Genomic DNA, 26,877 nt, shown 5'->3' on the forward strand with positions numbered 1-26,877 from the left:
AGCGGGCGTCTCGGTTAACATGAGCCGGACTCAAGCAGAGGGAGCCGGGCATGTTCCTGTGGGGTACGGCGACGGCCGCTTACCAGATCGAAGGCGCCGCGGACGAGGGCGGCCGGGGGCCGTCCGTCTGGGACACGTTCTCCCGCGAGCCCGGCCGCACCAGGAGCGGCCACACCGGCGACGTCGCCTGCGACCACTACCACCGCTGGCGGGAGGACGTCGCGCTGATGGCGGGGCTCGGGGTGAACGCCTACCGCTTCTCGCTCTCCTGGCCCCGGATCCAGCCGTCCGGGAGCGGGCCGGTCAACGCCGAGGGCCTGGACTTCTACGACCGGCTGGTGGACGCGCTGCTGGCGGAGGGCATCACACCGGTGCCGACGCTGTTCCACTGGGACCTGCCGCAGGCGCTGGAGGACGGCGGCGGCTGGCTCGCCCGCGACACGGCGCACCGCTTCGCCGAGTACGCCGCGCTGGCCGCCGGGCGGCTGGCCGACCGGGTGCGGATGTGGATCACGCTCAACGAGCCGTTCGTGCACATGGCGTACGGGTACGCGATGGGGATCCACGCCCCTGGCCGCGCCCTGATGCTGGACGCGCTGCCCGTCGCGCACCACCAGCTGCTGGGCCACGGGCTGGCGGCGGGCGCGCTGCGGGCGGCGGGGGCCGAGCAGGTGCTGATCACCAACAACTGCACGCCGGTCTGGCCCGCGTCGGACTCGGAGGCGGACCTGGCGGCGGCGGGGGCGTACGACGTCCTGCACAACCGCCTCTTCAACGACCCGGTGCTTCTCGGCAAATACCCAGATTTGTCGGCGTACGGGATGACAAACCTGGACTTCGTGCACGACGGGGACCTCGACGTCATCGCGACCCCGCTGGACGGCATCGGGATCAACTACTACAACCCCACCCGGATCGCCGCGCCCTCCTCCGAGGGGCTGCCGTGGGAGGACGCCGGGATCTCCGGCTACCCGACCACCGCGTTCGGCTGGCCGGTGGTGCCGGACGGGCTGCGGGAGCTGCTCGTACGGCTGAAGGACCGGTACGGCGATCGGTTGCCGCCCGTGTACGTCACCGAGAACGGCTGCTCCCAGGAGGACGTGCCGGGGCCGGACGGCGTGGTCGACGACCGGGGCCGGATCGCGTTCCTGGAGCAGCACATCGAGGCGATGCGCCGGGCCGGGCGAGAGGGGGTGGACGTGCGGGGATACTTCGTCTGGTCGCTGCTGGACAACTTCGAGTGGGCGGAGGGCTACCATCAGCGGTTCGGCCTGGTGCACGTCGACTTCCCCACCCAGAGACGCACCCCGAAGGCGTCCTACGCCTGGCTGAGGGACTTCCTGTCGTCAGAACACTGAGACGTGCACGTGGTCGTAGTGGTTGGCGGTGGCCCCGCCGCGGTCGGACATGGGATCCCAGCCGCCGCCCGACCTGATGTCGTAGTAGCGCTGCTTCCAGATGATGTACATCACGCCCAGCCGGTCGCCGTTGCGGATGAGCCACTCCGCCAGGGCGTCGCCGCGGTCGGCCTCGCCGCCACTGGCCATGCCGCGGGAGATCATGAAGTCGCAGGCCCGGCCCTTGCCGTGTTCGCCGGGGTCACCGGGGCGCAGGCAGCCGACCCCGTACGGCATCGGGAAGTTCTGCATGACCTCGGCGCGCACGTTGACCATGCGCTGGGTCAGGCCGCCGGCGCTGCCGGGCTGCTGGAAACCGTACTTGGCGAGCAGTTTGTCGAGGTCGCGGCGCTTGCTCTGGAGGGTCTTGATCTCCTTCTGGAGCTTCTTGATCGTGGTGTTGGCCCGCAGCTTGGCCTTCTGGGCGTCCTTGATGAGCCTTTCGACGCCCGCGACCCGGTTGGCCCGCTCCTCGATCATGTGAGTCATGTTGGCCGCCTGGCCGAGCGCCTTGTAGGGGTCGATCTCCGTGCCGAAGAGGCGGGTGGTGTCGAGTGGGCCGAGGATGTAGGAGGTCTCGGCCAGCGCGGCCAGGTCGGACTGGGCCTCCGCCAGGCGCCTCTGCAGTGAGCCGGAGGTGTCGACGGCCTTCTTGGCCTGGATGCGGATCTCCTCCAGGCTCTGGATCGAGCCGCGGTAGCGCTCGTTGAGCTGGGAGGCCTGCTTGGTGAGCTTGCGCAGCTCCGCCGGGCTGGGGTCGGCGGCGGCCGGCCGCCCGGAGGGGAGCGCGAGCAGCCCGGCGAGGACGATGGCGAACACGGCCACGCGCCCGGCTTTCACGCCCGTCCTCCCCTCGTAGACGACCGAAACTATAGAAGATGATCTTGAAAGCTGTCATCTTAACGGCTCAACTCGCGACCGTTTAGTGAGGATTGTCCTGGCTGTCCGGAATAAGACAGGAATAAAGATTGGGTCTTGCCGGGATCGTCAAGTCCCATTGAGATGGCGATCGTACGCGTCTCTGCGAAGGGGCAGGAACCTGTGTCTCGTTCACTCACCCTTGTCACGGCCGTGATCCTCGGCTTAGGCACGTCCATGGTCGCGCTGCAAGCCCAGGCGTCCGTGGACCCGCTACCACCCGGCGACCGGATCGAGCTCTACCAGCTCGACAGCCCGCTCGGCACCGCCCAGGCCCTCAGGGAGAAGGGCTTCGACGTCGTCCAGCAGGAGATCCGGAACGGCAAGGAGCACATCGAGCTCACCGCCGCCCAGAAGGATCTCGAAGGGCTGGAGAAGCTCGGCCACGAACCCGCGCCCGTACGCAACCCGCAGGGCCAGACCCAGCTCCAGGCGGCCAAGGCCCAGGCGGCGAGCGGATACACCGTCTACAAGTCCTACTCCGAGAGCGGCGGCATCGCCGACCAGCTCAGGAAGATCGCCGACGAGAACAAGGACGTCGTCAAGCTCCAGTCCATCGGCAAGACGCTCCGCGGCCAGGACATCCTCGCCGCCAAGGTGACCTCGCTGGCCAGGGTGCTGCCCGACGGCATCAAGCCCGCCACCCTGTACTCCGCCACCCAGCACGCCCGCGAGTGGATCGCCACCGAGGTGGACATGCGGCTGCTCAAGCACGTGGTGGCCAACAAGAGGCAGCTCAGGAGCCTGCTGGACCGGACCGAGCTGTGGTTCGTGCCGGTCGCCAACCCCGACGGCTACGACTTCACCTTCACCGAGGGCAACCGCCTGTGGCGCAAGAACCTGCGTGACGTGAACGGGGACGGCCAGATCACCACCGGCGACGGCGTCGACCTGAACCGGAACTTCCCCACGAACTTCCACTACGACGAGGAAGGCTCCTCCTCGATCCCGAGCAGCGAGACCTACCGCGGCGCCGGCCCGGCCAGCGAGCCGGAGACGAAGGCCATGGACGGCCTGCTCAAGCGGGTGAAGTTCGAGATGCAGCTCAACTACCACTCGTACGGCCCGCTGCTGCTCTACCCGTCGGGTTTCCAGATCGCCACGGAGACCGCCGACCACCCGATCTACCAGGCGCTGACCGGTGACGACGAGAACCCGGCGGTGCCCGGCTTCGACCCGGACCTGGGCGCCGAGCTCTACACCACGAACGGCGAGACCACCGACCACGCCCACTCCACCTACGGCACGCTGGCGTGGACGCCCGAGCTGAACGAGGGCTGCGACGGCTGCGGCTTCGTCTTCCCCGACGACGAGGCGCTGGTGCAGGCCGAGTTCGAGAGGAACCTGCCGTTCGCGCTCGACGTGGCCAAGTCGGCGGTCAACCCGGTCGAGCCGGTGAGCCACCTGGGCAACACCACGCCGGACTTCGTCCTGGACCCGTTCGACGTCAGCTACGGCAAGAACCAGACGGTCCAGGTCAACGCCAAGCGCAAGCTCGGCCCGGTGTTCCTGAACTACCAGGTCGACAACGGCCGCACGCGGGTGAAGCTGACCAAGGAGTGGAAGGGCGGCGAGCGGTACGGCAAGGGCTACGACCGCTACTACCACCGGTTGCGCGGCGAGGTCACCGGCACCAAGCCGGGCGACACGGTCAAGGTGTGGTTCAGCTCCCTGGGCAAGAAGAGCCAGTCGTTCACGTACAAGGTGCACGACGACATCGGCGGCAAGGTGCTCGTGCTGGCCGCCGAGGACGTCACCGGCCTGAGCCCGGCGCAGGGCGTCACCGAGGCGAAGTACGCCGGCGCCTACGCCCAGGCGCTCCAGGCGGCCGGTTACAGCTCCGACGTGTACGACATGGACAAGATGGGGCGCAAGGCGCCGCACCCGCTGGGCGTGCTCAGCCACTACAAGGCCGTCATCTGGGAGACCGGTGACGACATCATCCCGCGCAGCGCGGGCCAGGTGCCCGGCACCACCTCCCTGGCGGGCGTGGACACCGAGCTGGCCGTCCGCGACTACCTGAACGAGGGCGGCAAGGTCATGCACGCGGGCAAGTACCCGTCGTACGCGGCCAACGCCAACGGCGCCTACTACTACGAGCCCGACCAGCCGGGCCAGCCGGAGTGCTCGGCGCCGAGCGACCCGCCGTGCATCCCGGTGTTCAACGACTTCCAGCAGTACTGGCTGGGGGCGTACGTGTACTTCGACAACTCGGGCAGCGACCCGGTCACCGGCCAGCCGTACCCGGTGAAGGGCGTGAACGGCGGGTTCGACGGCTTCGCGGGCACGCTGGAGCCGGACGTGCACACCAACGCCTTCGTGGCCACCTCGGCGATCCTGCCCGCGGACAAGTTCCCGCTGTTCGCCAGCTCGGCGCCGATCAAGTGGGAGCGGCCGGGCGCCCCGTTCGACCCGCACACCGGGTCCTGGGACGTCTACAGCGGCATCGCCGACGTCTCGTGGAAGCGGCTGAGCAGGACGGTCGACCTGACCGGCCGGTCGAGCGGCGAGCTGACGTTCTGGGCGTCGCTCGACACCGAGTCCGACTGGGACTTCTTCATGGTGGAGGCGCGCACGGCGGGCGGCGACGACTGGACGACGCTGCCCGACGCCAACGGCCACACCTCCCAGGCGACCGGCAGCAGCTGCCAGTCCGGGTGGAGCAGCATCCACCCGTTCACCCAGCGGTACCAGGGCCCGAACTGCGAGCCGACCGGCACCTCCGGCTCCTGGAACGCGGCCTCGGGCAACTCCGGCGGCTGGCAGCAGTGGCGGATCGACCTGACCCCGTACGCGGGCAAGCAGGTCGAGGTCTCGATCTCGTACGTCAGCGACTGGGCCACCCAAGGCGCCGGCATCTTCGTCGACGACGCGGTCGTCACGCTGGACGGCGCGACGGCGGAGGAGACCTCGTTCGAGTCCGACCTGGGCGGCTGGACGGTGGCGGACCCGCCCGAGGGCACGTCCGCCTCGGTGAACAACTGGGCCCGCACGGACCAGGTGTTCGAGGAGGGCGCGGGCATCACCACCCGCGACACCGTCTACCTGGGCTTCGGCGCTGAGAGCCTGCTCGACCAGGCCACCAGGACCGACCTGGTGAAGCGGTCGATGGCGCACCTGCTCAACGGCCGGCGCTGACGGTCTGAAGAGGGGCACGGCACCGGGTGCCGTGCCCCTCTTGCGTGCCCGGACAGAACATGATTCGGTCCTCTTGCGAAGAAAGCATTCGGTTCCGGCAGGAGGCTCACGACATGCGCCAGCACGACAAGCTGTTCATCGGGGGCGAGTGGGTGACCCCGGCGGGCACCGGCACGATCGACGTGATCAGCCCGCACACCGAGGAGGTCGTCGGCCGGGTCCCCGACGGCACCGCCGAGGACGTGGACCGGGCGGTGGCCGCCGCCCGCGAGGCGTTCGACCACGGACCGTGGCCGCGCATGACGTTCGCCGAGCGGGCGGCCGTCATCGGCAGGCTGGCCGAGATCTACGCCGAGCGGCAGGGCGAGATGGCCGCGCTCATCACCGAGGAGATGGGCTCGCCGATCACCTTCTCCAACCTCGCCCAGGCGCCGCAGCCGCTGGGCATGCTGCAGTACTACGCCCAGTACGGCGCCACCTTCGAGCAGGAGGAGCAGCGGCCCGGCGTGTTCGGCCCGGTGACCGTCCGGCGCGAGCCGGTGGGCGTGGTGGCGGCCGTGGTGCCGTGGAACGTCCCGCAGTTCGTCACGATGACCAAGGTCGCGCCCGCGCTGCTGGCCGGCTGCGCGATCGTGCTCAAGCCGGCCCCCGAGACGCCGCTCGACGCGTACGTGCTGGCCGACATGGCGCGCGAGGCCGGGGTGCCGGCGGGCGTGCTCAACATCGTGCCCGCGGGCCGCGAGGTGAGCGAGCACCTGGTGTCGCACCCGGGCGTCGACAAGGTGGCGTTCACCGGCTCGACCGCGGCCGGCCGGCGCATCGCCTCCATCTGCGGCGAGCAGCTCAAGCGGGTCAGCCTGGAGCTGGGCGGCAAGTCGGCCGCGATCGTGCTCGACGACGCCGACCTGGCCTCCTCGATGGGCATGCTGGCCATCGCCTCGCTGATGAACAACGGCCAGGCGTGCGTGGCGCAGACCCGCATCCTGGCCTCGCGCAACCGCTACGACGAGGTCGTCGAGGCGGTCGTGAACATGGTCAACTCCCAGCCCGTCGGCGACCCCGCCGACCCGGCCACCGGCATCGGGCCCCTGGTGGCCCGGCGGCAGCAGGAGCGGGTCGAGGGCTACATCAAGATCGGTATGGACGAGGGCGCCAAGGTCGTCGTCGGCGGGCTGGAGCGCCCGCACGACCGCGGCTGGTACGTCGCCCCGACGGTGTTCGCGAACGTGACCAACGACATGCGCATCGCCCGCGAGGAGATCTTCGGCCCGGTCCTCGCGGTGATTCCGTACGAGGACGAGGCGGACGCGGTGCGGATCGCCAACGACAGCGACTACGGCCTGGCCGGCACCGTCTGGACGGCCGACACCGAGCACGGCATGGACGTGGCCCGCCAGGTGCGCGCCGGCACGTACGGCGTCAACTGCTACATGATCGAGACGGGCGCGCCGTTCGGCGGCTATAAGGCCAGCGGGCTCGGCCGCGAGCTGGGCCCCGAAGGGCTGGCCGGCTACCTGGAGTACAAGACGATCGCCCGGCTGGGCTGACGTCACGACGAGGGCCCCGGCGACGCGCCGGGGCCCTCGTCGTGACGCGGATGGCACCCAGCGCGCCCCCGCGACGCTAGGTGCCCACCCTGCGGTGGACCACCTTGGGCAATCAGCCGACTACGAGAAGTATGAACCACGCCCATCGCCTGGGCGGATCGCTTACCCCTGAGACTTCTCCCGGCGGTTTGCTGCTGTCCGCCCTAGGTAGACGTGTTTTATTCAGGAAAAGTTCGAGGAGATCCACTTTCCGATCCTGCGGACCAGTTCGGGGGTCGCCGCGGACTCCGCGTGGCCGTACCCGGGCTCGATCCACAGCTCCTTCGGCTCCCGCGCGCCCTCGTACAGCTGCCGGGCGTGATCGAGCGGGAAGAACGCGTCCGCGTCACCGTGCACGATCAGCAGCGGCGTCGGCGAGATCAGCGCGGCGGCCTCGTGCGGCGGCATCGGGATCGGGTCCCAGCGGCCGACGGCGATCCTGGTCCGCTTCGCCATCCTGGCCGCCCAGCGGCCCAGGGGCTGCTCGATGATCCAGTGGACCTGGCGCATCGGCTTGGTGCCGCGGTAGTACCACCGGGCCGGGCCGCTGACCGCGACCACCGCGTCCGCGCCCTCGCACAGCCCCGCGTGCCGCACCGCCACGGCGGCCCCCATGGAGAAGCCGACCACGGCGACCCTGCGGTAGCCGGTCGCCCGCGCGTGGCGGACGGCCGCGGCCACGTCGAGGATCTCCTTGTCGCCCACCGTGCTCTCGCCGCCGGACCTGCCGTGGCCGCGGAAGTCGAAGGCGATCACCCCGCCGTACGCGCTGAGCACGTGCACGATCCGCCGGGCGGGCCGCTCCCGCCACGAGCCGGTGAACCCGTGCGCCACCACGATGCCGACGTCCCGCGCCGCGCTCCCGGTGGGAGGGGTGTGCGCGGCGTCGATGCGCACGCCGTCGTCGGTCCTGAGCATGACGGGGAAGCTGGGCGCGAACTGCATCCTCCGAGCTTAATTTCCCTCCCCGGGCCGCCCGCGTTCAGCTGGGGGTGTCGAGGCGGGACTTCAGGTCGTCGTCCAGCTTGAGCTCCGTCGCGGCGATGGCCTCCTCCAGCTGGGCCATCGAGCTGACGCCGACGATGGGCACGTGGCCGTCCGCCAGGAGCCAGGCCAGCACCACCTGGTTGGGGGTCGCGCCGAGCTCCCGCGCCACCTGGTGCAGGACCTCCAGGCGGCGGGTCGTACCTGGGTGGTGATAGATGTCGGGGATCGGCCGGTCCTCGCGGGTGTAGGCGCCGAACATCAGCGTGTTGTACGCCCACAGCGTCACCCCGGTGTCCTCCAGGTAGCCCAGGTGCTCGTCCGTGGTGAGCGTGTGACCGCTCTCGACGAGCTTCGTGTACGGGCGCGGGCGCAGGTAGGTGTGCCGGAGCTGCAGGTGCGTGTACGGGGTCCAGCCGTGGGCCGCCGAGACGTTCCTGGCCCGCTCCAGCCGCCAGGCCGGCAGGTTGCTGGCCCCGATGGCCAGCGCCCGCCCCGCCTGGACCAGTTCCTCGAACGTGCCCAGCGTCTCCTCCAGCGGCACCGACCTGTCCTCGATGTGCGCCCAGTACAGGTCCACGCGGTCGGTGCCCAGCCTGCGCAGGCTGCCCTCCATCGCGGTACGGATCGCCGCGGCGGACAGGCCCTCGGCGGAGTCGAGGGTGACGTCGCCGGGCACCGTGGGGCGCGCGCCCACCTTGGTGCTCAGGTACACCTGGTCCCGGTTGCCCCGGGCGGCGAGCCAGGCGCCGATGGCCAGCTCGCTCTCGTCGCCGGTGCGGCCGGGCACCCAGAACGGATAGTTGTCGGCCGTGTCGAGCATCCGGCCGCCGGCTTCGACGAAGCGGTCGAGGATGGCGAAGGTGTCCTTCTCGCTGACGGTCGTGCCGAAGGGGATGGTGCCGAGTGCGATTCTCATGGCTATGACGATGGAAGCTGGAGCGCACTCCATGTCAACCGCCCACTTTTATCGGATTTATCGGCTTATTTCGGGCATTTCGACCTGGAGCTTGACCTGGAGTCCGCTCCAGGTGGCATGCTCTTTCGCGTGAGCGTCTACACCCCCGCCGAGGTCGTCGAGGAGACCGGCTTCACCCTCGACACGCTGCGCTACTACGAGAAGATCGGCCTGCTCGAACGCGTCGAACGCAACGCCGCCGGCCAGCGCCGCTTCACCGAACAGGACATCGGCTGGCTGGGCATGCTCCGCTGCCTCCGCGACACCGGCATGCCGATCGCCCAGATGCTCCGCTTCGCGGAACTGACCCGCGCCGGCGACCACACCATCCCGGACCGCATCAAACTCCTCGAAGAGCACGACCGCCGCGTCGAGGGCCAGATCGACAACCTCCAGGAACGCAAGCGCTACATCAGAAACAAGATCTCCTACTACCGCAGCGTCCTCTGACCGAGCGGCTTCAGCCGTCGGGGTAGAGCACGCGAACTGCCATCACTTTCCGTGCTCATGATGTAACGGTAAGTTCATGGCCGCCCCCGCGATTCGCCGCCTCATGGAGGAGATCATGACGTCCACCGACTGGCCGGTCTACACGCCGTGGGCCCGCGAACACTACGGCCGCGGCCTCCAGGAGGGTGTGGCCGAAGGGAAGGCTGAAGAGGCTGCCAAGTCGGTGCTGCTCTTCGCGGCCACCGCCCAGACGCTCCGGGGCATGTTCGGCGACTGAACCGGCGGGTCAGCGGTAGGCCGAGGCCTGGAGGGTGTAGAGCTCGGCGTAGAGGCCGTCGAGGGTCATGAGGGTCTCGTGGTCGCCCTGTTCGGTGACCTCGCCGTGGCGGAGGACGTAGATGCGGTCGGCGTAGCGGACGCTGGCCAGGCGGTGGGTGATGAGCAGGACCGTGCGGCCGTCGGAGTGGTGGCGGATGCGCTCGAAGAGCGCGTGTTCGGCGCGGGCGTCCAGGGCGGCGGTCGGCTCGTCGCAGATGAGCAGCTGGGCGTCGCGGTGGAAGCCGCGGGCGACCGCGATGCGCTGCCACTGGCCGCCCGACAGCTCGTGGCCGTCCTTGAAGCGGCGGTCGAGGAGGGTGCGGTAGCCGTGGGGCAGCTCCGCGATCACCTCGTCGGCCCCGGCCACCGCGGCCGCCGCGTGCAGGGCCGGCTCGCCCTTGCCGGTGCCCATGGTGATGTTGTAGCGGGCGTTGAGCGGCCAGCGGGTGTGGTCCTGGGCGATGACGGCGGTGCGCAGGCGCAGGTCCTCCGGGCTGACGAGGCGCAGGTCGACGTCGTCCCACAGGACGCTGCCCGTGTCGGGCTCGTACAGGCCTGAGAGGATCTTGGCGAGGGTGGTCTTGCCGGAGCCGTTCTCGCCGACGAAGGCGATGACCTCGCCCCGCTTGATCTCCACGCTGACGCCGCGCAGCGCGGGCTCGTCGGAGCCGGGGTAGGTGAAGGTCAGGTCGCGGGCGCTGATCCGTTCGAAGCGCTCGGGGGCGGGGGAGCGGCTCGGGTCGGGCTGGCGCCGCTCGGCGTCGGCGCAGAACTCCACGAAGTCGGTGAAGTAGAGGCCCTCCTCGTAGAGCCGGTTGGTGGCGTACATGAGGTTGGCCAGCGACTGGGAGCCGGAGCGGATGGCGAGCACGGCGGTGCCGGCGACGGCGAGCGGGATGGCGCCGAGGGCCAGCAGGATGCCGAGCGCGACGTAGACCAGGCCGCTGCCGAGCCCGCCGAGCGCCTCGCCGACCAGCTTGGCGACGGTCTGCCGCCTGGCCAGCCGGAGCATCACCTCCTGCTCCGCCCTGGCGACCGCGTCGTACATGCGCAGCAGGAAACCGCGCATGGTGAACGAGCGGACCTCGGCGGCGGGGTCGCGCTCGGCCAGCAGGTCGGCGGTGATCCACTTGCGGCGGATGACCGGGATCAGCGCGAACATGGTCGTGTAGCGCATCCTGGCGCTGCGCACCGCGGCCCACGCGTCGGGCAGCACCGCGAGCAGCAGCAGCGGCAGCAGCACCGGGTGGAGGACACCGAGCACGCCGGCCACGGCGGCGATGCCCACGGCGGCGGTCACCACGTCGATGGCCGAGGTCACCACCGTGTCGGCCACCGACACGCCGCGCAGCCTGGCCCGCTGGAGCGAGTCGTGGAACGCCGGGTCGTCGTAGGAGACCAGCTCCACGCGGCTGGTCAGGCCGTAGAGCCGCTCCTCCGTCAGCCGGGCGACCTGGGGGGTGAGCCGGGCCTGCGCCCAGCCGGCGCCCGCCGTGACGGCGGTGCGCAGCGCGGCGGCGGTGGCGACCAGGATCAGGCTGGGCAGCGCCGCCCGCACCCGGTCGGGCGTGGGCCCCTCGCTGAACAGGGCGTTGAGCACGCCCGTGGTCGCCAGCAGCCCGAACGCGGTGAAGACGCCGCCTAGCAGGTTGAGCGAGACGGTGGCCAGGGTGTCGCGGGGGCTGGCCCGCCAGGCCATGCCCATCGCCTGGCGGATGAGGGAGGGGAGGCGCCGGGCGATGGTCAGGAACCCCACCTCGGCCATCTTGTCGGTGTGCGCGTGCCAGTCGGAGAGGGATATCTCGCCCAGTTCGAGGGGCTCGTCGGCCATACCTGGTGTTGTTCCCGCCCGCACCGGCGAATCCGCATGCGATGTTCCTTCGCGTTGCCGGGGGAGTATGCCGACCTGTTATCCGCACGTCCTTGACGCATCAGCGGGCGAGATGGGTTGATGGCCCTACTGACAACGTTGTCAACTCACCGAAGTTCGGGGGCTTCTCGAAGGGATGGTGTGCGATGAGACGACGGTGGATGGCAGCCGCCGCGATCACTTTTGCGAGCGTGCTGGGCCTTTCCGCCTGCGGCGGCGGCGGTGGTGACACGGCCGGCGGCCAGCCGAGCAGCGGGAAGCAGCAGGTCGAGGTCTTCTCGTGGTGGACCGGCCCCGGCGAGGCCGACGGCCTGCAGGCCATGCGGCAGATCTTCGAGCAGCAGAATCCCGGCCAGACGTTCTTCGACGCCGCCGTGGCGGGCGGCTCGGGCGACAAGGCCAAGGCGCTGCTCGCCTCCAAGCTGCAGGCCGACACCCCGCCGGACACGTTCCAGGGACACGCGGGCGCCGAGCTGCAGGGCTACATCAAGGCGGGCGACCTGGAGGAGCTGAACTTCCTCTACGACGAGCTGAAGCTGCAGGACGTCTTCCCCTCCCAGCTCATCGAGCAGATCAGCGTGGACGGCAAGATCTACTCGGTGCCGGTCAACATCCACAGGTCGAACGTCCTGTGGTTCAACCCGGCCGTGCTCAAGGAGGCCGGCGTGGCCGGCGCGCCGAAGAGCATCGAGGAGTTCCTCACGGCCCTGGAGAAGGTCAAGGCAACCGGCAAGATCCCCCTGTCGATCGGCTCCGAGTGGACCGCGGTCCACCTGCTGGAGAGCGTGCTGCTCGGCTCGCTCGGCACCGACGCCTACAACGCCCTGTTCCTGCCGGGCGCCGACTGGAACAGCGCCGGGGTGACCAAGGCGCTGGAGGACTTCAAGAAGATCATGTCGTACGCGGGAGACCCGCAGGACGACTGGCAGCCCGCCGCCAAGCAGGTGGCCGACGGCGAGGCCGCGTTCAACGTCATGGGCGACTGGGCGTACGGCTACTTCCACAACCCGCCGGAGGGCGGTCTCGGCAAGACGTCGAAGACCGACTTCGACTGGGCGCCCTCTCCCGGCACCGAGGGCACGTACCTGTGGCTGTCGGACAGCTTCACGCTCCCCAAGGGCGCCAAGAACCGTGACGGCGCCGTCGCGTGGCTGAAGGTCGCCGCCAGCAAGGAGGGCCAGGACGCGTTCAACCCGAAGAAGGGTTCCATCCCCGCCCGCAAGGACGCCGACCAGGCGCTCTACACCGACTATCTGGCCGACGCGCTGAAGGACTGGTCGGCCGACAAGCTCGCCGGCTCCATCCAGCACGGCGTCGCGGTCAACCAGCCGTGGCTGGCCGAGATCAACACACAGGTCGGCCTGTTCCTCGGCACGCAGGACGTGGCCGCGCTGCAGAAGGGCCTGGCGGACGCCGCGGCGGCGAACGCCCAGTAGGACGACGGCACGGCAGGCGCGGCACGCGCCTGCCGTGCCTTTTCACGGAGGGAGTGGTCGGTGAGACGAGTGCGCGCCTGGCTCCCGGGGCTGCTCCTCGTCGCGCCGTCGATCGTGGCGATCGGCGTGTTCGTGTACGGCATGCTGGGGTGGAACTTCCAGCTGGCCATGACGGACAAGCACGACGAGGTGTCCGAGGGGGAGTTCGTCGGGCTGACGAACTTCATCGGCATCTGGGACGAGGCCCGATGGCATCTGTCGGTCAACCACGCGATCATGTTCACGGTCGTGTTCGTGGCCGGGGCGCTGGTGCTCGGGTGGTTCCTGGCGTTCCTGATGGAGAAGGGCGTCCGCGGCGAGGGCACGTTCCGGGCGATCTACCTGTTCCCGATGGCCGTGTCGTTCGTGGCCACCGGCATCGTGTGGCGGTGGCTGATGAACTCGGGCCAGGACGAGCGGGCGGTCGGGCTGAACCGGATGTTCGACTGGCTCGGGCTGCCGCAGTGGCAGTGGTTCCGGGACCCGGACTGGGGGATGGCGGCCATGGCCATCCCTGCGATCTGGCAGATGTCCGGATATGTCATGGCGTTATTCCTGGCGGGGTTCCGCGGCGTCCCCGAGGAGCTGCGGGAGGCGGCGCGGGTGGACGGCTGCACCGAGTGGGGCGTCTACCGGCACGTGGTGCTGCCCCTGCTGCGCCCGGTCACCCTGTCGGCGCTGATCATCCTCGGGCACATCTCGCTCAAGGTGTTCGACCTGATCGTGGCGGTCTCCGGCAAGCAGGTCATCACCGACGTGCCGGCGGTGTTCATGTGGGTGGCGGTCTTCGACTCCCACGATCCGGCCAAGGGGGCGACCATCGCCTCCTACATCGTGCTCAGCGTGGCCGTCTTCGTGATCCCGTACCTGATCTGGTCCGTACGTAAGGAGAGGCGGCCATGACGGCGGTCGCGGTGGCGGGGCGCAGGCGCCGGGCCTTCTCGCTCGCGAAGCTGGCGGTCCTGATCGCGTTCGTGGTGATCTTCCTGATCCCCATCTACGTGCTGCTGGTCACCAGCTTCAAGCCGCTCACCGAAGCGGACCCCGGCCAGGCGTGGAACCTGCCGCAGACGTGGACGTTCGAGGCGTGGCGGGTGGCGTGGGAGAAGCTCGCGCCCGGCCTGTGGAACAGCGTGCTGCTGGCCGTGCCCGGCTCGATCCTGTCGTGCGCGCTCGGCTCGATGAACGGGTACGTGCTCTCCAAGTGGCGCTTCCCCGGCGCGGACGTGCTGTTCACGCTGTTCCTGTTCGGCATGTTCATCCCGTACCAGGGCGTGATGATCCCGCTGGTGCAACTGCTCGTCGGGCTGAACGAGCTGACCGGGATGCAGGGCGTCTGGTACGGCGGCATCCCCGGGCTGGTGCTGGCCCACGTGGTGTACGGGATCCCGATCTCCACGCTGATCTTCCGCAACTACTACGTGACGATCCCGGACGAGCTGATCGAGGCGTCGCGGGTGGACGGGGCGGGGATGCTGCGCACGTACTGGTCGGTCGTCCTGCCGGTGTCGGGGCCGGCCATCGCGGTGGTGATCATCTGGCAGTTCACCTCACTGTGGAACGACTTCCTGTTCGCCGTCTTCCTCACCGGCCCGCAGAGCTGGCCGGCCACGGTGATGCTGAACAACATCGCCGGCGCCCAGGCCACCCCCTACAGCCAGCAGATGGCCGCGGCCATCCTGGCGTCGATCCCGACCATGCTCATCTACGTGCTGCTCGGCCGGTTCTTCATGCGCGGCCTGATGGCCGGCGCGCTGAAAGGGTGACAGCGGGGTTGGCGCAGTGCGCCGGCGGCTCACCGCGGACGTACCTGGCCACGTCGGCGGCCACGATGGAGGCGGCCTTCATGGCCGTCTCCTTGCTGGCGCCGGCCAGGTGCGGGGTCATCACCAGGTTCGGCGCGGCGAGCAGCCGCGAGCCGGCCGGGATCGGCTCCTCAGGGAAGACGTCCACGCCGGCGCCGAACAGGTGGCCCGACTCCAGCGCGTCGCAGAGCGCGTCGTAGTCGAGCAGCGCGCCGCGCGCGCAGTTGACCAGTACCGAGCCGCGCGGCATCAGCGCGAGCTGCTCGGCGCCGATCATGCCGGTGGTCTCGGGCGTGGCCCGCGCGTGCAGCGACACGAACCGGGAGCGGCGCAGCAGCTCGTCCAGCTCCACCTGTCCGGGCACGTCCACGTACGGGTCGTACACGAGCACCTCGGCCCCGAAGCCCTCCACCATGCGGGCCACCCGGCGGCCGATCGCGCCGTAGCCGACCAGGCCGACCGTGCTGCCTTCCAGCTCCGGGCCCACCCTGTCGTAGGTGTAGTAGTCGCCGCGCCAGACGCCCCCGGCCAGGTCGCCATGCGTCTGCGGGATCCGGCGGGTGGCGGCGAGCAGCAGCGCCATCGTGTGCTCCGCGGTGGCCACCGCGTTGCGCCCGGGGGCGAAGGTGACCGCCACGCCGGCCTCGGTGGCGGCCTCCAGGTTGGCGTTCACCGGGCCGCCCCGGCTGACGCAGAACAGCCGCAGGTCGGGGCAGGCGTCGAGGACGCGCCTGGTGAGCGGGGCCATCTGGGTCACGCACACCTCCACGCCCCGCAGCGCGGCGATCAGCTCGTCCTCCACGTCCGACGCCTCGTCGACCTCGCCCACGGGGCCGAACGGGACGACCGGCCACGGCAGGGTGAGCTCGCTGATCGCCAGGCCACCGGCGACCTCGCGGCGCAGCGCGCCGGCCAGCAGGTCGTTCCGGACGAAGTGGTCGCCGGCGGCAAGCACTCGGATGGTCAACGAACGGCTCCAATCGGGGTGTTGTACTGCAGGATCGCGGCCCGGGGCGCGTCGTCGCGCAGGCGCAGCTCGGTGAGGGCGCAGTTGTCCAGGCGCGGGAACAGCCGCCGGTACTCGCCGAGCGGCACGCCGACGAGGCGGCACAGGGCGATCCTGATGGCGGTGGTGTGCGCGACGACGAGCACCCGCCCGTCCGGGTCGGCGGCGGCGATGTCGCGCAGCGCGGCCGTGAACCGGTCCGCGGCGGCGGCCGGGTCCTCGCCGCCGGGCAGCGGGTTCGCGCCGGGGTCGGCCTCGAAGGCGGCGCGGGCCTCGGGGAAACGCTCGCGCATCTCGCGCGCGGTCAGGCCCTCGGCCTGGCCGAAGTCCAGCTCCCGCAGCCGCTCGTCCACCCGCAGCCGCACCCCGGCCGCCTCGGCGCTGGCACCGGCGGTGATCTGGGCCCGGCTCAGCGTGGACGCCCACACCGCGCTCAGTCCCGCCCCGGCGGCCCATCCGGCTAGCTGCCGCGCCTGCTCGTGACCGCGCGGGGTCAGCTCCACGTCGCTGATCCCCGCGTAGCGGTTCTCGGCGTGCCAGACGGTCTCACCATGCCGCACCAGCACCAGCGTCGCGGCCCTTGCGTCGGTCACCACGTCCTCCTCATCCCGTTCCCGACGATCCCCACCAGCCCCGCAAACCGCGCCCCGCCCTCGTCCGGCGCCACTCGCGGCGGTTCCGCTCGCGGGGGTCGTGCCGCCTGCGACGGCTGAGGCTCGGCCGCGGGCCGCACCCTTGCGGGCTGCGCCCCTGCGGTTGGCTGCGCGCCATGTGTGGGCTGCGGCTTGTCCACGGGGCGCGCCGCTCGCGGGGGTCGTGCCGCCTGCGAGGGCTGAGGCTCAGTCGCGGGCCGCACCCTTGCGGGCTGCGCCGCATGCGTTGGCCGCGCGCCCTGGGTGGGCCGCGTTGTGTGTGCGGGCGGGGTCATCGCTCGCTCCTTTGGCGGGCGTGGGCGGCGGCGGGGGTGGGGAGCCAGCCGCGCTCTTCCAGGGCGGTGACGAAGCGCAGGTACGGGTCGCGCAGGTCGGCGCCGGAGGGTTCGACGACCTCGCGGGTGCGGATCATGCGGGCGGCGGCGTCTGCGGCGCCGGCGGTTCCGGCCGTGTCAGTGGCTCCGGCTGCCAGGACGGCCATGCCGAGTGCCGGTTCGGCGTTCTCCCGGAGGGTCACCGGACGGCCGAGGACGTCGGCGCGGAGCTGGGTCCAGTACGCGCTGCGGGTGGCGCCGCCGGTGAGGATGATCTCGCCGTCCACGGGGGCGCCGAGCAGGTCGAGGTAGTCGAAGCAGAGCCGTTCGACGAACGCCGCGCCGAGCAGGATCGCGACGTACCGCTCCACGTCGTCGGCGGGGTCCCCGAGCGTGAAACCCTCGGCGTCCGGCGCCGCGAACGGGAACCGCTCACCCCGCGAGACCAGCGGATACGTGATCGGCAGCCCTGCCGGATCCAGCGGGCCGCCGCCTCCACCCCGGCCCACAGGGTACGCGCCCACGGTGGTCCCACGACCGTAAGGACTGTCCACGTCCGAGGAGTTCCTGCGGCCGTACGCGCCGTCCACGGCTGCGGAGTCCCGGCGACCGTACGTGCCACCCGGGGAGTCCACGCGACCGTACGTGGCACCTGAGGAGCCCGAGCGGCCGTGCGTGAGACCTGTGGAGGTTGCGGGGGCGTAGCGGGTGGCGGCTTCCAGGGACAGGGCGTCGAGGTCGCGGCCAGGGAGGTCGCGGGAGAGGACGCCGGCGCCGGTGCTCGACGCGCCGCCCGGGAGCCAGGACCCGTCCGGGGCGCGGTGTGAGTAGACGACGCCGAGCGGGTCGCGCACCGGCTCACGGGTGACGCCCTTGAGCACGAGGGTGGTGCCCAGGACGGAGTTCCAGCTCCCGGGGGTCAGCGCGCCCGCGCCGAGCTGGGCGGCGCACCCGTCGGTGGTCCCCGCGATCACCGGGGTGCCCCGCGGGATGCCGGTGGCCCTGGCCGCCTCCGCGCAGACCTCGCCGACGCGGGTGCCGGGACGTACCACGGCGGGCAGCACGCCGGCGGGCACCCCGAGCGCGGACAGGACGTCGGACGGCCAGCGTTCGTCGATCAGGTCCACCCCGGTCTTGAGCGCGTTGCCCAGATCGGTCGCCACCTCGCGCCCGGCCAGCCGGCGGTTGACGAAGTCGCTCTGGTGGGCCAGGCGGGCCCCCGCCGGGGCGTCGCCGAGCAGCCACAGCAGCTTGGGCAGCGCCCAGTTGGCCTGCATGCGCCGGTAACCCAGCCGCTCCCAGACCGGCGCGCCCACCTCGTTCACCCGGTCCACGAACCCGGCGGCGCGCCTGTCGTCGTACATGAGCGCGGGCGTCAGCGGCGTCCCGTCCGGCGCGGTGAGCAGGATCGTCCCGGACGTGGCGTCGACCGCGACCCCCTCGATCCGCCCGGCGGGCACGTCGCGCAGCGCCTCGCGGGTGGCCGCGGCCAGCGCCTGCCACCACTCCTCGGGGTCCTGCTCGTGCCGGACGCCGTCGCGGCGGCTGGTCAGCGGGCGGACGGCCGCGCCGAGCACCCGCCCGCCGGCGTCCACGACCATCGCGCGCACGCTCTGGGTGCCGAGGTCGATCCCGATCCACGCGCTCATGACCTGCTCCGCATCTCGGCGAGCAGCGGCCAGGATCGGGCCGCGTGCTCGCGCAGGGTCAGGAAGTCCCGGTACGCGCTCGCGTACGGGCCGGGCTCGGGCTCCACGACGTCACCGAGCCGCACGTGACGGGCGGCGGCGTCCTGGATCGTCGCGGCGCCGGTGGCGGCGAGCCCGACGAGGAAGGCGCCCCTCGCGCCGACTTCGGCGTCGGCCGGGCGCAGCACAGGCAGCCCGGTGACGGCGGCGATGAGCCGCAGCCACAGCCCGCTCGCCGAGCCGCCGCCGCAGACCCGCAGCTCGCGCGGGGCGGCGCCGGTGGCGGCCAGGCAGTCCTGGACGACGAGCGTGAGCCCTTCCAGCACGGCGCGGGCGAGGTGCTCGCGGCCGTGCTCGACGGACATGCCGAGGAACGCGCCCCTGGCGTACGGGTCGGAGAACGGCGCCCGCTCACCGGCGGGGGAGAAGTAGGGCAGGAACGCCAGCCCGCGCGCCCCCGGTTCGCTCCGCTCGGCCAGCTCGCTCAGCTCGGCGGGCCGGTCCAGGCCGAGCATCCGGCAGGCCCACTGGATCACCTCGGTGCCGGCGAACGTGGGGAAGGCGCGCAGGTAGCCGCCCGGCGCCGCGATCGTGATGCCGACCGGGTCGCCGTCCAGGTCCGGCCGTTCGACCAGGGTCTCCACGCAGAGCGTGGTGCCGAGGATGCCGCACGCCTGCCCCGGGCTGACCGCGCCCGCGCCGAGCGCGGTCGTGACGATGTCGTACGGGGCCAGCACCACGGGCGTGCCCTCGGCCAGCCCGAGCCGCTCCGCCGCCCGCTTCGACAGCCCGGCCGTGCGCCGGTCGTCGTCGCGGATGCCGGGCAGCAGCCGCTCCGCCCATTCCAGCCCGAACAGCTCAAGCAGCTCGGGCGCGTAGCGGCGGGCGCGCAGGTCCATGAACGGGGCGGAGGCGTCGGACTCGTCGGCGGCGAGCTCGCCGGTCAGCCGCGCGAAGATCCAGCCGCCGCAGGTGAGTGCGGCGGCGGAGCGGGTCAGTCGTCCGGGGTCGTGCTCCTTCAGCCAGGCGAGGATCGCGTGCGGCAGCCCGGAGGCCGCCGACGAGCCGTTGACCCGGAAGGCCCGCGCGGCCAGCCCGGACCGGGTCCAGCCGTCGACGATCCCGGCCGCGCGGCCGTCGTTCCACAGGATGGCCGGGCCGGTGGGCTCGCCGGCGGAGTCGACCAGCCAGCAGCCGTCGCCCTGCGCGGTCAAGGCCACGAAGTCCACCGGCTCGCCGAGCGCGGCGGCCACCTCGCGCACGGTCGCCTCGACGGCGTCCCAGACCGCGGCCATGTCCTGCTCGGCGTGGCCGGGGACGGGCCTGGAGACGGCCGTGGGCCGCCTGGACACCGCGGACTCGGCGCCCCGGGCGTCGTAGCCGACGGCTTTGATCACCGTGGTGCCCGCGTCGACGCAGATGGCCGCCATCATGCCCTGCCGTGCGAGGTCCTCGACCGGCGCGAGACGGAGTCGACGACCACCGCCAGGAGCAGGACGGCCCCGGTGACCATGAAGCGGATGGAGGAGTCGAGGTTCAGCAGCGTCAGGCCGCTGGAGATCGACTGGATGACGATGATGCCGAGCAGCGCGCCGAACGCGGTGCCGCGCCCGCCGAACAGGCTCGTGCCGCCGATGACCGCCGCGGCGATGGCGTTGAGGTTGACGTCGCCGCCGCCGCTGCTCTGGTTGGCCGCCGCGAGCCGGGCCGCGGCGAGGATGCCGCCGACCGCCGCGAAGGAGGAGCAGAGCACGAACACCGAGGTGTAGATGGTCCTGACGTTGATGCCGGCGCGCCTGGCGGCCTCGACGTTGCCGCCGACCGCGTACACGGATCTGCCCCACCGCGTCCGCGAGAGCAGGTAGTGCATGACCAGCACCAGCGCGACGAAGAACACGAACATCCAGCCGACGCCGCGCGTCTGTCCCAGGTACCAGACCATGAACAGCAGCGCCACCAGCAGCGCGGCGCTCCGCACCACCAGCGCCGAGGTGCTCTTCGACGACAGCCCGGCCTTGCGCCGCTCCCTGGCGTGCAGGTAGCCGCTCGCGAACAGCCACCCGGCCGCGACCACCGCCAGCGTGTACGACAGCCAGGCGGGCACGAAGGCGAGCTGGGCGAAGTTCACCAGCCCCGAGTCGAACGGCAGGTTGATCGCGCCCTTGGTGCCGAGCACGTACAGCTGCAGGCCGAGGAAGCCGAGCAGGCCCGCGAGCGTGATGACGAAGCTGGGCACGCCGAACCTGTTGAACAGCTGCGCGTACACCCAGCCGACGGCGGCGCCGATGATGACCGCGGCCGAGATCGCCACCCAGGCCGGCAGCCCCTGGTCCACGAAGAGCACCGCCAGCACCGCGCCCGACAGGCCGCTGACCGAGCCGACGGACAGGTCGATCTGGCCGACCAGCAGGACGCAGACGATGCCCAGCGCGATGACGCCGACCGCGGCCGACTCCATCGTCAGGTTCACCAGGTTCTGGCTGGACAGGAAGATCGGGTTGAGGATCTGCAGCACGCTCCAGATGACGATCAGCCCGACCACGACCGGGATCACGCCGAGGTCGCCGCCGCGCGCCCGCTCGACCACGTCGGTGAACGCGCCGCGCAGGCCCTCGCGCCGCTGCAGCCGCTCGTCCTGGTGGTCGACCGTGCCGCCCGTCGTGCTGTTCACCGTGTCCTTCATGACGGGAGCCCTTCCTGACGCCGGGACGCCCGCCGGGCCACCGCGTTGTCGGTGGCCCCGGTGATCGCGGCGATGATGTCTTCGGCGGAGACGTCGCCGACGTCGAAGACGCCGTTGTTGCGGCCGAGCCTGAGCACCGCGACCTTGTCGGCCACGGCCTTCACGTCGGCCATGTTGTGGCTGATCATGATCACCCCCAGGCCGTTCTCGCGCAGCCGCTCGACCAGGTTGAGCACCTCGGCCGTCTGGGCGACGCCCAGCGCGGCCGTCGGCTCGTCCAGGATGATGATCTTCGGGTCGCCGAGCAGCGACCTGGCGATCGCCACCGTCTGGCGCTGGCCCCCGGACAGCGCCGCCACCGGGACCCGCACGCTCGGGATCTTCGCGGAGAGCTGCCGGAGCAGCTCCCACGAACGCGTCTCCATCGCCACGTCGTTCAGGCGCAGCGGGCGGATCTCCTGGCCCAGGAACAGGTTCTGGATCACGTTGAGGTTCTCGCAGAGCGCCAGGTCCTGGAAGACGGTGGCGATGCCGAGCTTGTGCGCGGCCGCCGGGTTGGGGATGTCGACCTCACGGCCGGCGAACGTGATCGTCCCCGAGTCCGGCGGATGCACCCCTGAGAGGATCTTGACCAGCGTGGACTTGCCGGCGCCGTTGTCGCCGACCACCGCGACGACCTGGTGCGGGGCCACGTCGAGCTCGATGTCGGTGAGCGCGGCGACGGCCCCGAAGGTCTTGCTGATGCCGCGCAGGGACAGGACTGCGTCCGGCTTCTGTGTGGGCGACACGGGGACCCCTTACTTGATGTCGAGCGCGGCGCAGCCCTCGGCGTACTCGCCGGTGCACACCTCGGAGGCCTTCATGATGCCGCTGTCGAACAGCACCTCCTTGACGTTCTCCTTCGTCACGACCGTCGGGACGAAGAGCTCGGAGGGCGTGTCGTACAGGGAGTCCTTGCCCTCGGGCTTCTGGCCCTGCATGAACTGGTAGGCGACGTCGGCGGCGGCCTCGGCGACGATCTTGATCGGCTTGGAGATCGTGTTGTACTGGTCGCCCTTGATGATGCGCTGGGCGGCGGCGATCTCCGCGTCGTTGCCGGTGACCGGCGGCACGTCCTTGCCCGCAGCCTTGAAGGCGGCGATGGTGCCGCTGGCGGTGCCGTCGTTGGCCGCGACCACGCCGACGATGTCGTCGCCGAACTGGGTGATCTGGCCGCTGACCCAGGTCTGCGCCTTCTCCGGGCTCCACTCGGGCGTGTCGTACTCGGCCAGCAGCTTGAAGCCGCTGGGGTCGACGGCGCTGTGGATGCCCTTCTTGATCAGGCCGGCCGCGGCGTCCGTCGGGGAGCCGTTCACCTGGAGGATGCCGCCCTCGGCGTTCTCCGCCTTGAGGTGGTCGACCAGCGACTGGGCGATCAGCGAGCCGATCTTCTCGTTGTCGAACGAGATGTAGTAGTCGGCCGGAGTGGACGGGATCGGCCGGTCGTAGGCGATGATCGGCACCTGCTGCGCCTGCGCGGCGCGCACGATGGTGGCCGCCGCGGTGGAGTCGACGGGGTCGATCACGATCGCCTTGACGCCCTGGGCCAGCGCGGAGTTCGCCTGCTGCTGCTGCTTGGCGGCGTCGGAGTCGGCGTTCTGGTAGATGACGGAGCAGCTGGGGCAGAGCTCCTTCATCTTGGCCTCGAACAGCGGCTTGTCCTGCTGCTCGTACCGGGTGGAGGCGAGGTCGGGCATGAGGAACGCCACCTTGGCGTTCTCCGCGCCGCCCTCGGCGCCGCTGGTCGCCGCACCGTCGCCGCCGGTCGAGCCGCACGCGGCCAGCGCCGAAGTCGCGAGGACCGCCACGGCGGCGAAGGCGGACGTCCGCATCTTGATTCTCTTCACGGGTTCTTTCCTCACTCGCTACGTCCAGCGGACGATCTCGTATGCGTCGCGTCCCCCGAATGCGACCAATGACGCGCCTGTCGGGCCACGTCCTGTGGTGGGCATCACGCTAGCCGGGGCCAGAACATTTGTCCAGCACGAGTGTTCACACTCTAGGCATGCGGACGACGCCGGGTTCACCCCGGCGTGGTGCTCAACGCGTGGCGGCGAGGATGCTCTCGGCGGTCAGCGCGTCGGTCACGAGCCGGTTGAAGTAGCCGCCCCTGGCACCCGCGATGATCGAGGCCACCTTCTCCCCGCCCACGGCGACGGCGATCGAGTGCGGGATGCGCCGCAGCTCCTCCAGGCCGGCCGCGACCAGGCGTTCGCTGCCCGGATAGCCGACCGGCTCGCCGTCGCGGTCGTAGAAGCGCGAGCAGACGTCGCCCACGGCCCTGCGCAGGCTGGGCTCGTCGCGCGGCACGAACGCGGGCACGACCTGGCGCGTCAGCGGCGGCGAGCCGACGCCCACGACCGCGCACCTGGCCTGCGCCCACAGGTCCATCACCCGGCGCACCGACGGCTCGTGCTGCAGCGAGTAGAACAGCTCGGGGCCAGGCAGCGCGGGCGCGTACAGGTAGTGGGGCACGCCGCCGACCTGGTCGGCCAGCAGGCGGGTGGTCTCGTTGGTCTGGAACCAGGGCTGCGGGTCCTGCTGCCCGCCGACCGCCGGGGCGATCCGCACGCCGGGGAAGCGGCCGAGCCCTTCGCGCGCGCACTCGTACACGGTGCTGCCCGACGACACCAGCACCACGTCGCCCGACTCCAGCCCCACCGCCGCCAGCGCCTTGGCCAGGCCGGGGGCCAGCCACGGGCCCAGCGCGGGGCCGCTGACCTTGGGGACGAGGTGGACGTCGTGGAGGTTCAGCGCGGCGGCGACCTCGCTCGCCAGGTGGCCTCCGGCCAGCCGTTCGGGGCGGTGCACCTTGATCTCGACGATGCCCTGCCTGCGCGCCTCGGTCAGCAGCCGGCTCACGGTCGCCCTGCTGACGCCCAGCCGCTTGGCGATGTCGGCCTGGGTGGCGTCGTGGAGGTAGTACTGCGACGCCGCGGCGTACATCAGCTCCTGGGGGAAGCGGGCTTCCTGTGCGGCGTCGACATTCATGCGCGCGCTCCCTGGGGATTCTCTGAACAATTGTGCTGAACGTATGCGCTCGACTATACCTTCGCGCCGCCCGGAAGAAAGGCTAGCGATCCTGGCGCGAATCCGGGATGCCCGGCCGGATCGCGCCCGCGACGAGGGCGTCGCCGAGAGGGGTGCGCGCGTACAGGACGCTGCGGCCGGTCCGGGTGCCGCTGATCAGCCCCGCCTCGCGCAGCGCCGCCAGGTGGCCGCCCGTGGTGCCGAGGCTCTGCCCGAGCAGCGCGGCCAGGTGGGTGGTCGTGGCCGGCGCGGCCAGCTCCTCCAGGACGCGGGCGCGGGTGCGCCCGATCAGCCGCGCCAGGCCGGCCCCCGCCCGGCGCCGTCCGGCCGCGATCCCGCGGGCGGGGTAGACCAGCGCGGACGGCCACGCCTCCTCCAGGTACGCGCCCAGGTTGCCGATGAACGCCGACGGCAGGAACAGCAGCCCCTTGCCGCCCAGCCGGTACCACTCGTCCTGCGTGCCCATCGCGATCTCGATGTGGCCGTCGCCGTTCCAGCGCACCTGCTCGCTCAGGCCGTCGAGCGCCGCCGCCCACCCGTACGCCGCCAGCCGCCCTGCCCGGTGCACCACGTCCCGCTCCAAGATCGCCTGGAAGTGCGGCCACTCCCTGGACACGATCTCCGTCCAGAGCGCCTCGTACGCGTCGGCGATGAGCCGCACCACGTCGGCGCCGAGCAGCAGGGCTCTGGCCTCCTCGGCGGCCGGCGGGCGGCGGGCCAGCACCGCGGCGATCTCGGCGTGCGCCTGCTCGATCGGGGTCTCCCTGACGGCGGACAGCTCCGCCTCGAACGGCACGCCCACGCCGGTGGGCGGGGGCGCGATGAAGTCCACGTTCGCGTCGCCCCGGTTGCCGGAGATCACGGCCGTGGCGCGCAGCGCCGGGTGGCGGCGCGCCAGCTCCCGGTACGCCGGCCGCCACCGGTCCACCCACTGCCGGTGCACGCCCGCCGGTCCGCGGCCGTCGAGCAGCCACTGCGCGTGCATGGTCTCGATCAGCGGCGAGATGGCGAACCGGCTGGCGGCCACGTCCTGTGAGGTGACCTCGATCCTGTACACCATCTTTCGGTTATATCCGAAAGCTTCGCCGTGAGCTTGGACCCCGGCCACCATCGGATGAACAGACGAGGCGGCCCCGACCCTCCCTCCGGGGCCGCCCCTCCCACCCCTCCTGAGGAGATCCGCCTTGTCCACCGAACGCGCGGCGACCTACGGCGAGGTGTTCGCCGTCCGCGAGTTCCGGGTGCTGTTCGGCAGCTTCGCGCTGCTGGTGTCCGGCGACTCGATCAAGATGCTGGCGCTGTCGGTGCTGGTGTACGCGGAGAGCGGCTCGCCCGGGCTGGCCGCGGCCGCCTACATGGTGGGCTGGCTGCCGTACATCGTCGGTGGCATGTTCCTGCTGTCGCTGGCCGACCGGCTGCCCGCGCGGGGGCTCATGGTGGTGGGCGAGCTGGTCAGGGTGGTGGTGTGCCTGCTGCTGGCGTACGCGGGGCTGCCGGTCTGGGCGATGCTGGCGCTGGTGCTGGTCACGGGGCTGTTCTCGCCCGTCTTCGGCGCCGCGCGCAGCGCCATGCTGCCGGACGTGCTGCCCGGTGACGCGTTCGTCCTGGGACGGTCGCTCCTGGGCGTCACCTCGGCCGGAGCCCAGATCGGCGGCCTGGCCGTGGGCGGCGCCTTCCTGGCCGCCACCGGCCCCCAGGGCGCCCTCGCGGCCACCGCGGCGCTCTCCGCCTTCGGCGCCCTGATCCTCCGCTTCGGCCTTTCGTCCAGTCCGCCCCGCCAGACTGACCGGCGGGGCTCCGCTTCCGGAGCGGTGCGGACCACGCTGCGGGTCAACAGAGTGCTGCTCGCCGACCGGCGGGTGCGCGGGCTGCTGCTGGCGTCGTGGGTGCCGCCGCTGTTCCTGGCCGGGGGTGAGGCGATGATCGTGCCGTACTTGGGCGGGCAGGGCAAGGCCGGCGTGGTGCTGGCCGCGGCCGCCGCCGGGATGGCCGTGGGGGAGTTCGCCGTCGGCCGGTTCGCCGCGCCGGCGCTGCGGGAGCGGCTCTCGCTGCCGCTGGCGGTGCTGCTCGGGGTGCCGTGGCTGGGGTTCCTGGCCGCGCCCGGCGTCGGGTGGGCCGCAGCCCTCGCCGCCGTCGCGGCCGCGGGCCTCGCCTACCAGCTCGGGCTGCAGCGCCGGTTCGTCGACGCGGTGCCCGAGGACGTGCGCGGGCAGGCGTTCGGGCTGCTGTCGACGGGGCTGATGACCGGGCAGGCGGTGGGCGCGGCGCTCATCGGCGTCGTGGGCGAGGTGTTCTCGCCCCGGCTCGGGATCGTGGTCGCGGGCGCCGCCGGCGTCCTCGCCGCCCTGGCCCTGTGGCGGCCCCTCCGCCCGGAGCCTGCCCCGGAGAGAATCACCGCCGACCAGACCCCCACCCGAACCCCTTGATCCGTTGATCCCCTCTCGGGCAGGGCGCCGCAGTGCGTGCCTGAGGCCCGTCGGCCTTGCCGTAAGTTCAGAAAAATCACGACCTTTTGGGAAACCCCTCGGGCTCGGCGCCGTCATGCGTGCCTGACGGCCCGCTCAG

22 protein-coding genes are annotated in these 26,877 nt (G+C 71.4%); 9 read left to right on the plus strand and 13 right to left on the minus strand.

Annotation, left to right across the window (positions count from 1 at the left end; all coding sequences use genetic code 11):
* The first annotated feature begins 50 nt into the window (after positions 1–50).
* Positions 51–1,358, plus strand: coding sequence for a GH1 family beta-glucosidase (locus AB0K05_RS21650; RefSeq protein ID WP_364231078.1), 1,308 nt, complete (start codon positions 51–53; stop codon positions 1,356–1,358).
* Here the strand turns inward: AB0K05_RS21650 and AB0K05_RS21655 are convergent.
* Positions 1,347–2,237, minus strand: a complete 891-nt coding sequence (locus AB0K05_RS21655) for a hypothetical protein (RefSeq protein WP_219543733.1) — start codon at positions 2,235–2,237, stop codon at positions 1,347–1,349. The genes AB0K05_RS21650 and AB0K05_RS21655 overlap by 12 nt on opposite strands.
* 231 nt (positions 2,238–2,468) lie before the next feature.
* Here AB0K05_RS21655 and AB0K05_RS21660 point away from each other — a divergent pair, with 231 nt between their 5' ends.
* A complete protein-coding gene (locus AB0K05_RS21660) occupies positions 2,469–5,453 on the plus strand; it encodes a M14 family zinc carboxypeptidase (RefSeq protein WP_364231080.1) in 2,985 nt (994 codons plus the stop codon).
* A 113-nt stretch (positions 5,454–5,566) separates the two neighbouring features.
* Positions 5,567–7,000: an aldehyde dehydrogenase gene (locus AB0K05_RS21665; RefSeq protein WP_148029542.1), complete on the plus strand. Its 1,434-nt coding sequence runs from the start codon at positions 5,567–5,569 to the stop codon at positions 6,998–7,000.
* A gap of 222 nt (positions 7,001–7,222) precedes the next feature.
* On the opposite strand, the gene AB0K05_RS21670 is transcribed toward AB0K05_RS21665, so the two are convergent.
* Positions 7,223–7,984 (minus strand): alpha/beta fold hydrolase, encoded by a 762-nt coding sequence (locus tag AB0K05_RS21670; protein ID WP_271275415.1) that lies wholly within the window; start codon positions 7,982–7,984, stop codon positions 7,223–7,225.
* A gap of 37 nt (positions 7,985–8,021) precedes the next feature.
* Positions 8,022–8,942, minus strand: coding sequence for an aldo/keto reductase (locus AB0K05_RS21675; RefSeq protein WP_148029543.1), 921 nt, complete (start codon positions 8,940–8,942; stop codon positions 8,022–8,024).
* Positions 8,943–9,071: 129 nt separating this feature from the next.
* Between AB0K05_RS21675 and AB0K05_RS21680 the strand changes: the two genes are divergently transcribed.
* Positions 9,072–9,431, plus strand: a complete 360-nt coding sequence (locus AB0K05_RS21680) for a MerR family transcriptional regulator (protein ID WP_261808334.1) — start codon at positions 9,072–9,074, stop codon at positions 9,429–9,431.
* Between the two features lie 115 nt (positions 9,432–9,546).
* Entirely contained in the window at positions 9,547–9,708 is a 162-nt protein-coding gene (locus AB0K05_RS21685; RefSeq protein WP_271275413.1) for a hypothetical protein, read from the plus strand.
* 9 nt (positions 9,709–9,717) lie between these two features.
* Here the strand turns inward: AB0K05_RS21685 and AB0K05_RS21690 are convergent, their stop codons facing one another.
* Positions 9,718–11,580, minus strand: coding sequence for an ABC transporter ATP-binding protein (locus tag AB0K05_RS21690; RefSeq protein ID WP_271275412.1), 1,863 nt, complete (start codon positions 11,578–11,580; stop codon positions 9,718–9,720).
* 185 nt (positions 11,581–11,765) lie between these two features.
* Between AB0K05_RS21690 and AB0K05_RS21695 the strand changes: the two genes are divergently transcribed.
* From AB0K05_RS21695 to AB0K05_RS21705, 3 genes are read left to right on the plus strand one after another with little or no spacing between them, the layout of a single operon-like run.
* Positions 11,766–13,055: an ABC transporter substrate-binding protein gene (locus AB0K05_RS21695; RefSeq protein ID WP_364231086.1), complete on the plus strand. Its 1,290-nt coding sequence runs from the start codon at positions 11,766–11,768 to the stop codon at positions 13,053–13,055.
* A 60-nt stretch (positions 13,056–13,115) separates the two neighbouring features.
* Positions 13,116–13,997, plus strand: a complete 882-nt coding sequence (locus AB0K05_RS21700) for a sugar ABC transporter permease (protein WP_148029547.1) — start codon at positions 13,116–13,118, stop codon at positions 13,995–13,997.
* Complete coding sequence (locus AB0K05_RS21705; RefSeq protein ID WP_219543737.1) at positions 13,994–14,860, plus strand: carbohydrate ABC transporter permease; 867 nt, start codon at positions 13,994–13,996, stop codon at positions 14,858–14,860. The genes AB0K05_RS21700 and AB0K05_RS21705 overlap by 4 nt, the downstream gene beginning before the upstream one ends.
* Here AB0K05_RS21705 and AB0K05_RS21710 read toward each other — a convergent pair.
* The 9 genes from AB0K05_RS21710 to AB0K05_RS21750 form a co-directional block, all read right to left on the minus strand.
* Entirely contained in the window at positions 14,823–15,860 is a 1,038-nt protein-coding gene (locus AB0K05_RS21710) for a 2-hydroxyacid dehydrogenase (protein ID WP_364231461.1), read from the minus strand. The genes AB0K05_RS21705 and AB0K05_RS21710 overlap by 38 nt on opposite strands.
* A gap of 2 nt (positions 15,861–15,862) precedes the next feature.
* Complete coding sequence (locus AB0K05_RS21715) at positions 15,863–16,498, minus strand: histidine phosphatase family protein (RefSeq protein WP_219543739.1); 636 nt, start codon at positions 16,496–16,498, stop codon at positions 15,863–15,865.
* Between the two features lie 331 nt (positions 16,499–16,829).
* The gene (locus AB0K05_RS21720; RefSeq protein ID WP_364231088.1) at positions 16,830–18,521 is read right to left on the minus strand and encodes an FGGY family carbohydrate kinase; all 1,692 of its coding nucleotides are present in this window, start codon (positions 18,519–18,521) and stop codon (positions 16,830–16,832) included.
* Complete coding sequence (locus tag AB0K05_RS21725) at positions 18,518–19,993, minus strand: FGGY-family carbohydrate kinase (protein ID WP_364231091.1); 1,476 nt, start codon at positions 19,991–19,993, stop codon at positions 18,518–18,520. The genes AB0K05_RS21720 and AB0K05_RS21725 overlap by 4 nt, the downstream gene beginning before the upstream one ends.
* On the minus strand, positions 19,990–21,243 hold the full coding sequence (locus AB0K05_RS21730; protein ID WP_364231094.1) for a sugar ABC transporter permease: 1,254 nt from the start codon (positions 21,241–21,243) through the stop codon (positions 19,990–19,992). The genes AB0K05_RS21725 and AB0K05_RS21730 overlap by 4 nt, the downstream gene beginning before the upstream one ends.
* Entirely contained in the window at positions 21,240–22,031 is a 792-nt protein-coding gene (locus AB0K05_RS21735) for an ATP-binding cassette domain-containing protein (RefSeq protein WP_148029552.1), read from the minus strand. The genes AB0K05_RS21730 and AB0K05_RS21735 overlap by 4 nt, the downstream gene beginning before the upstream one ends.
* A gap of 9 nt (positions 22,032–22,040) precedes the next feature.
* A complete protein-coding gene (locus tag AB0K05_RS21740; RefSeq protein ID WP_364231096.1) occupies positions 22,041–23,129 on the minus strand; it encodes a sugar ABC transporter substrate-binding protein in 1,089 nt (362 codons plus the stop codon).
* A 193-nt stretch (positions 23,130–23,322) separates the two neighbouring features.
* A complete protein-coding gene (locus tag AB0K05_RS21745; protein ID WP_271275405.1) occupies positions 23,323–24,273 on the minus strand; it encodes a sugar-binding domain-containing protein in 951 nt (316 codons plus the stop codon).
* 82 nt (positions 24,274–24,355) lie between these two features.
* On the minus strand, positions 24,356–25,372 hold the full coding sequence (locus AB0K05_RS21750; protein WP_364231098.1) for a winged helix-turn-helix domain-containing protein: 1,017 nt from the start codon (positions 25,370–25,372) through the stop codon (positions 24,356–24,358).
* Positions 25,373–25,496: 124 nt separating this feature from the next.
* Between AB0K05_RS21750 and AB0K05_RS21755 the strand changes: the two genes are divergently transcribed.
* On the plus strand, positions 25,497–26,738 hold the full coding sequence (locus tag AB0K05_RS21755; RefSeq protein ID WP_364231100.1) for an MFS transporter: 1,242 nt from the start codon (positions 25,497–25,499) through the stop codon (positions 26,736–26,738).
* The last annotated feature ends 139 nt before the right edge of the window (positions 26,739–26,877 follow it).

Source organism: Nonomuraea sp. NPDC049486 (assembly GCF_040676925.1).
Taxonomy (GTDB): domain Bacteria; phylum Actinomycetota; class Actinomycetes; order Streptosporangiales; family Streptosporangiaceae; genus Nonomuraea; species Nonomuraea ferruginea.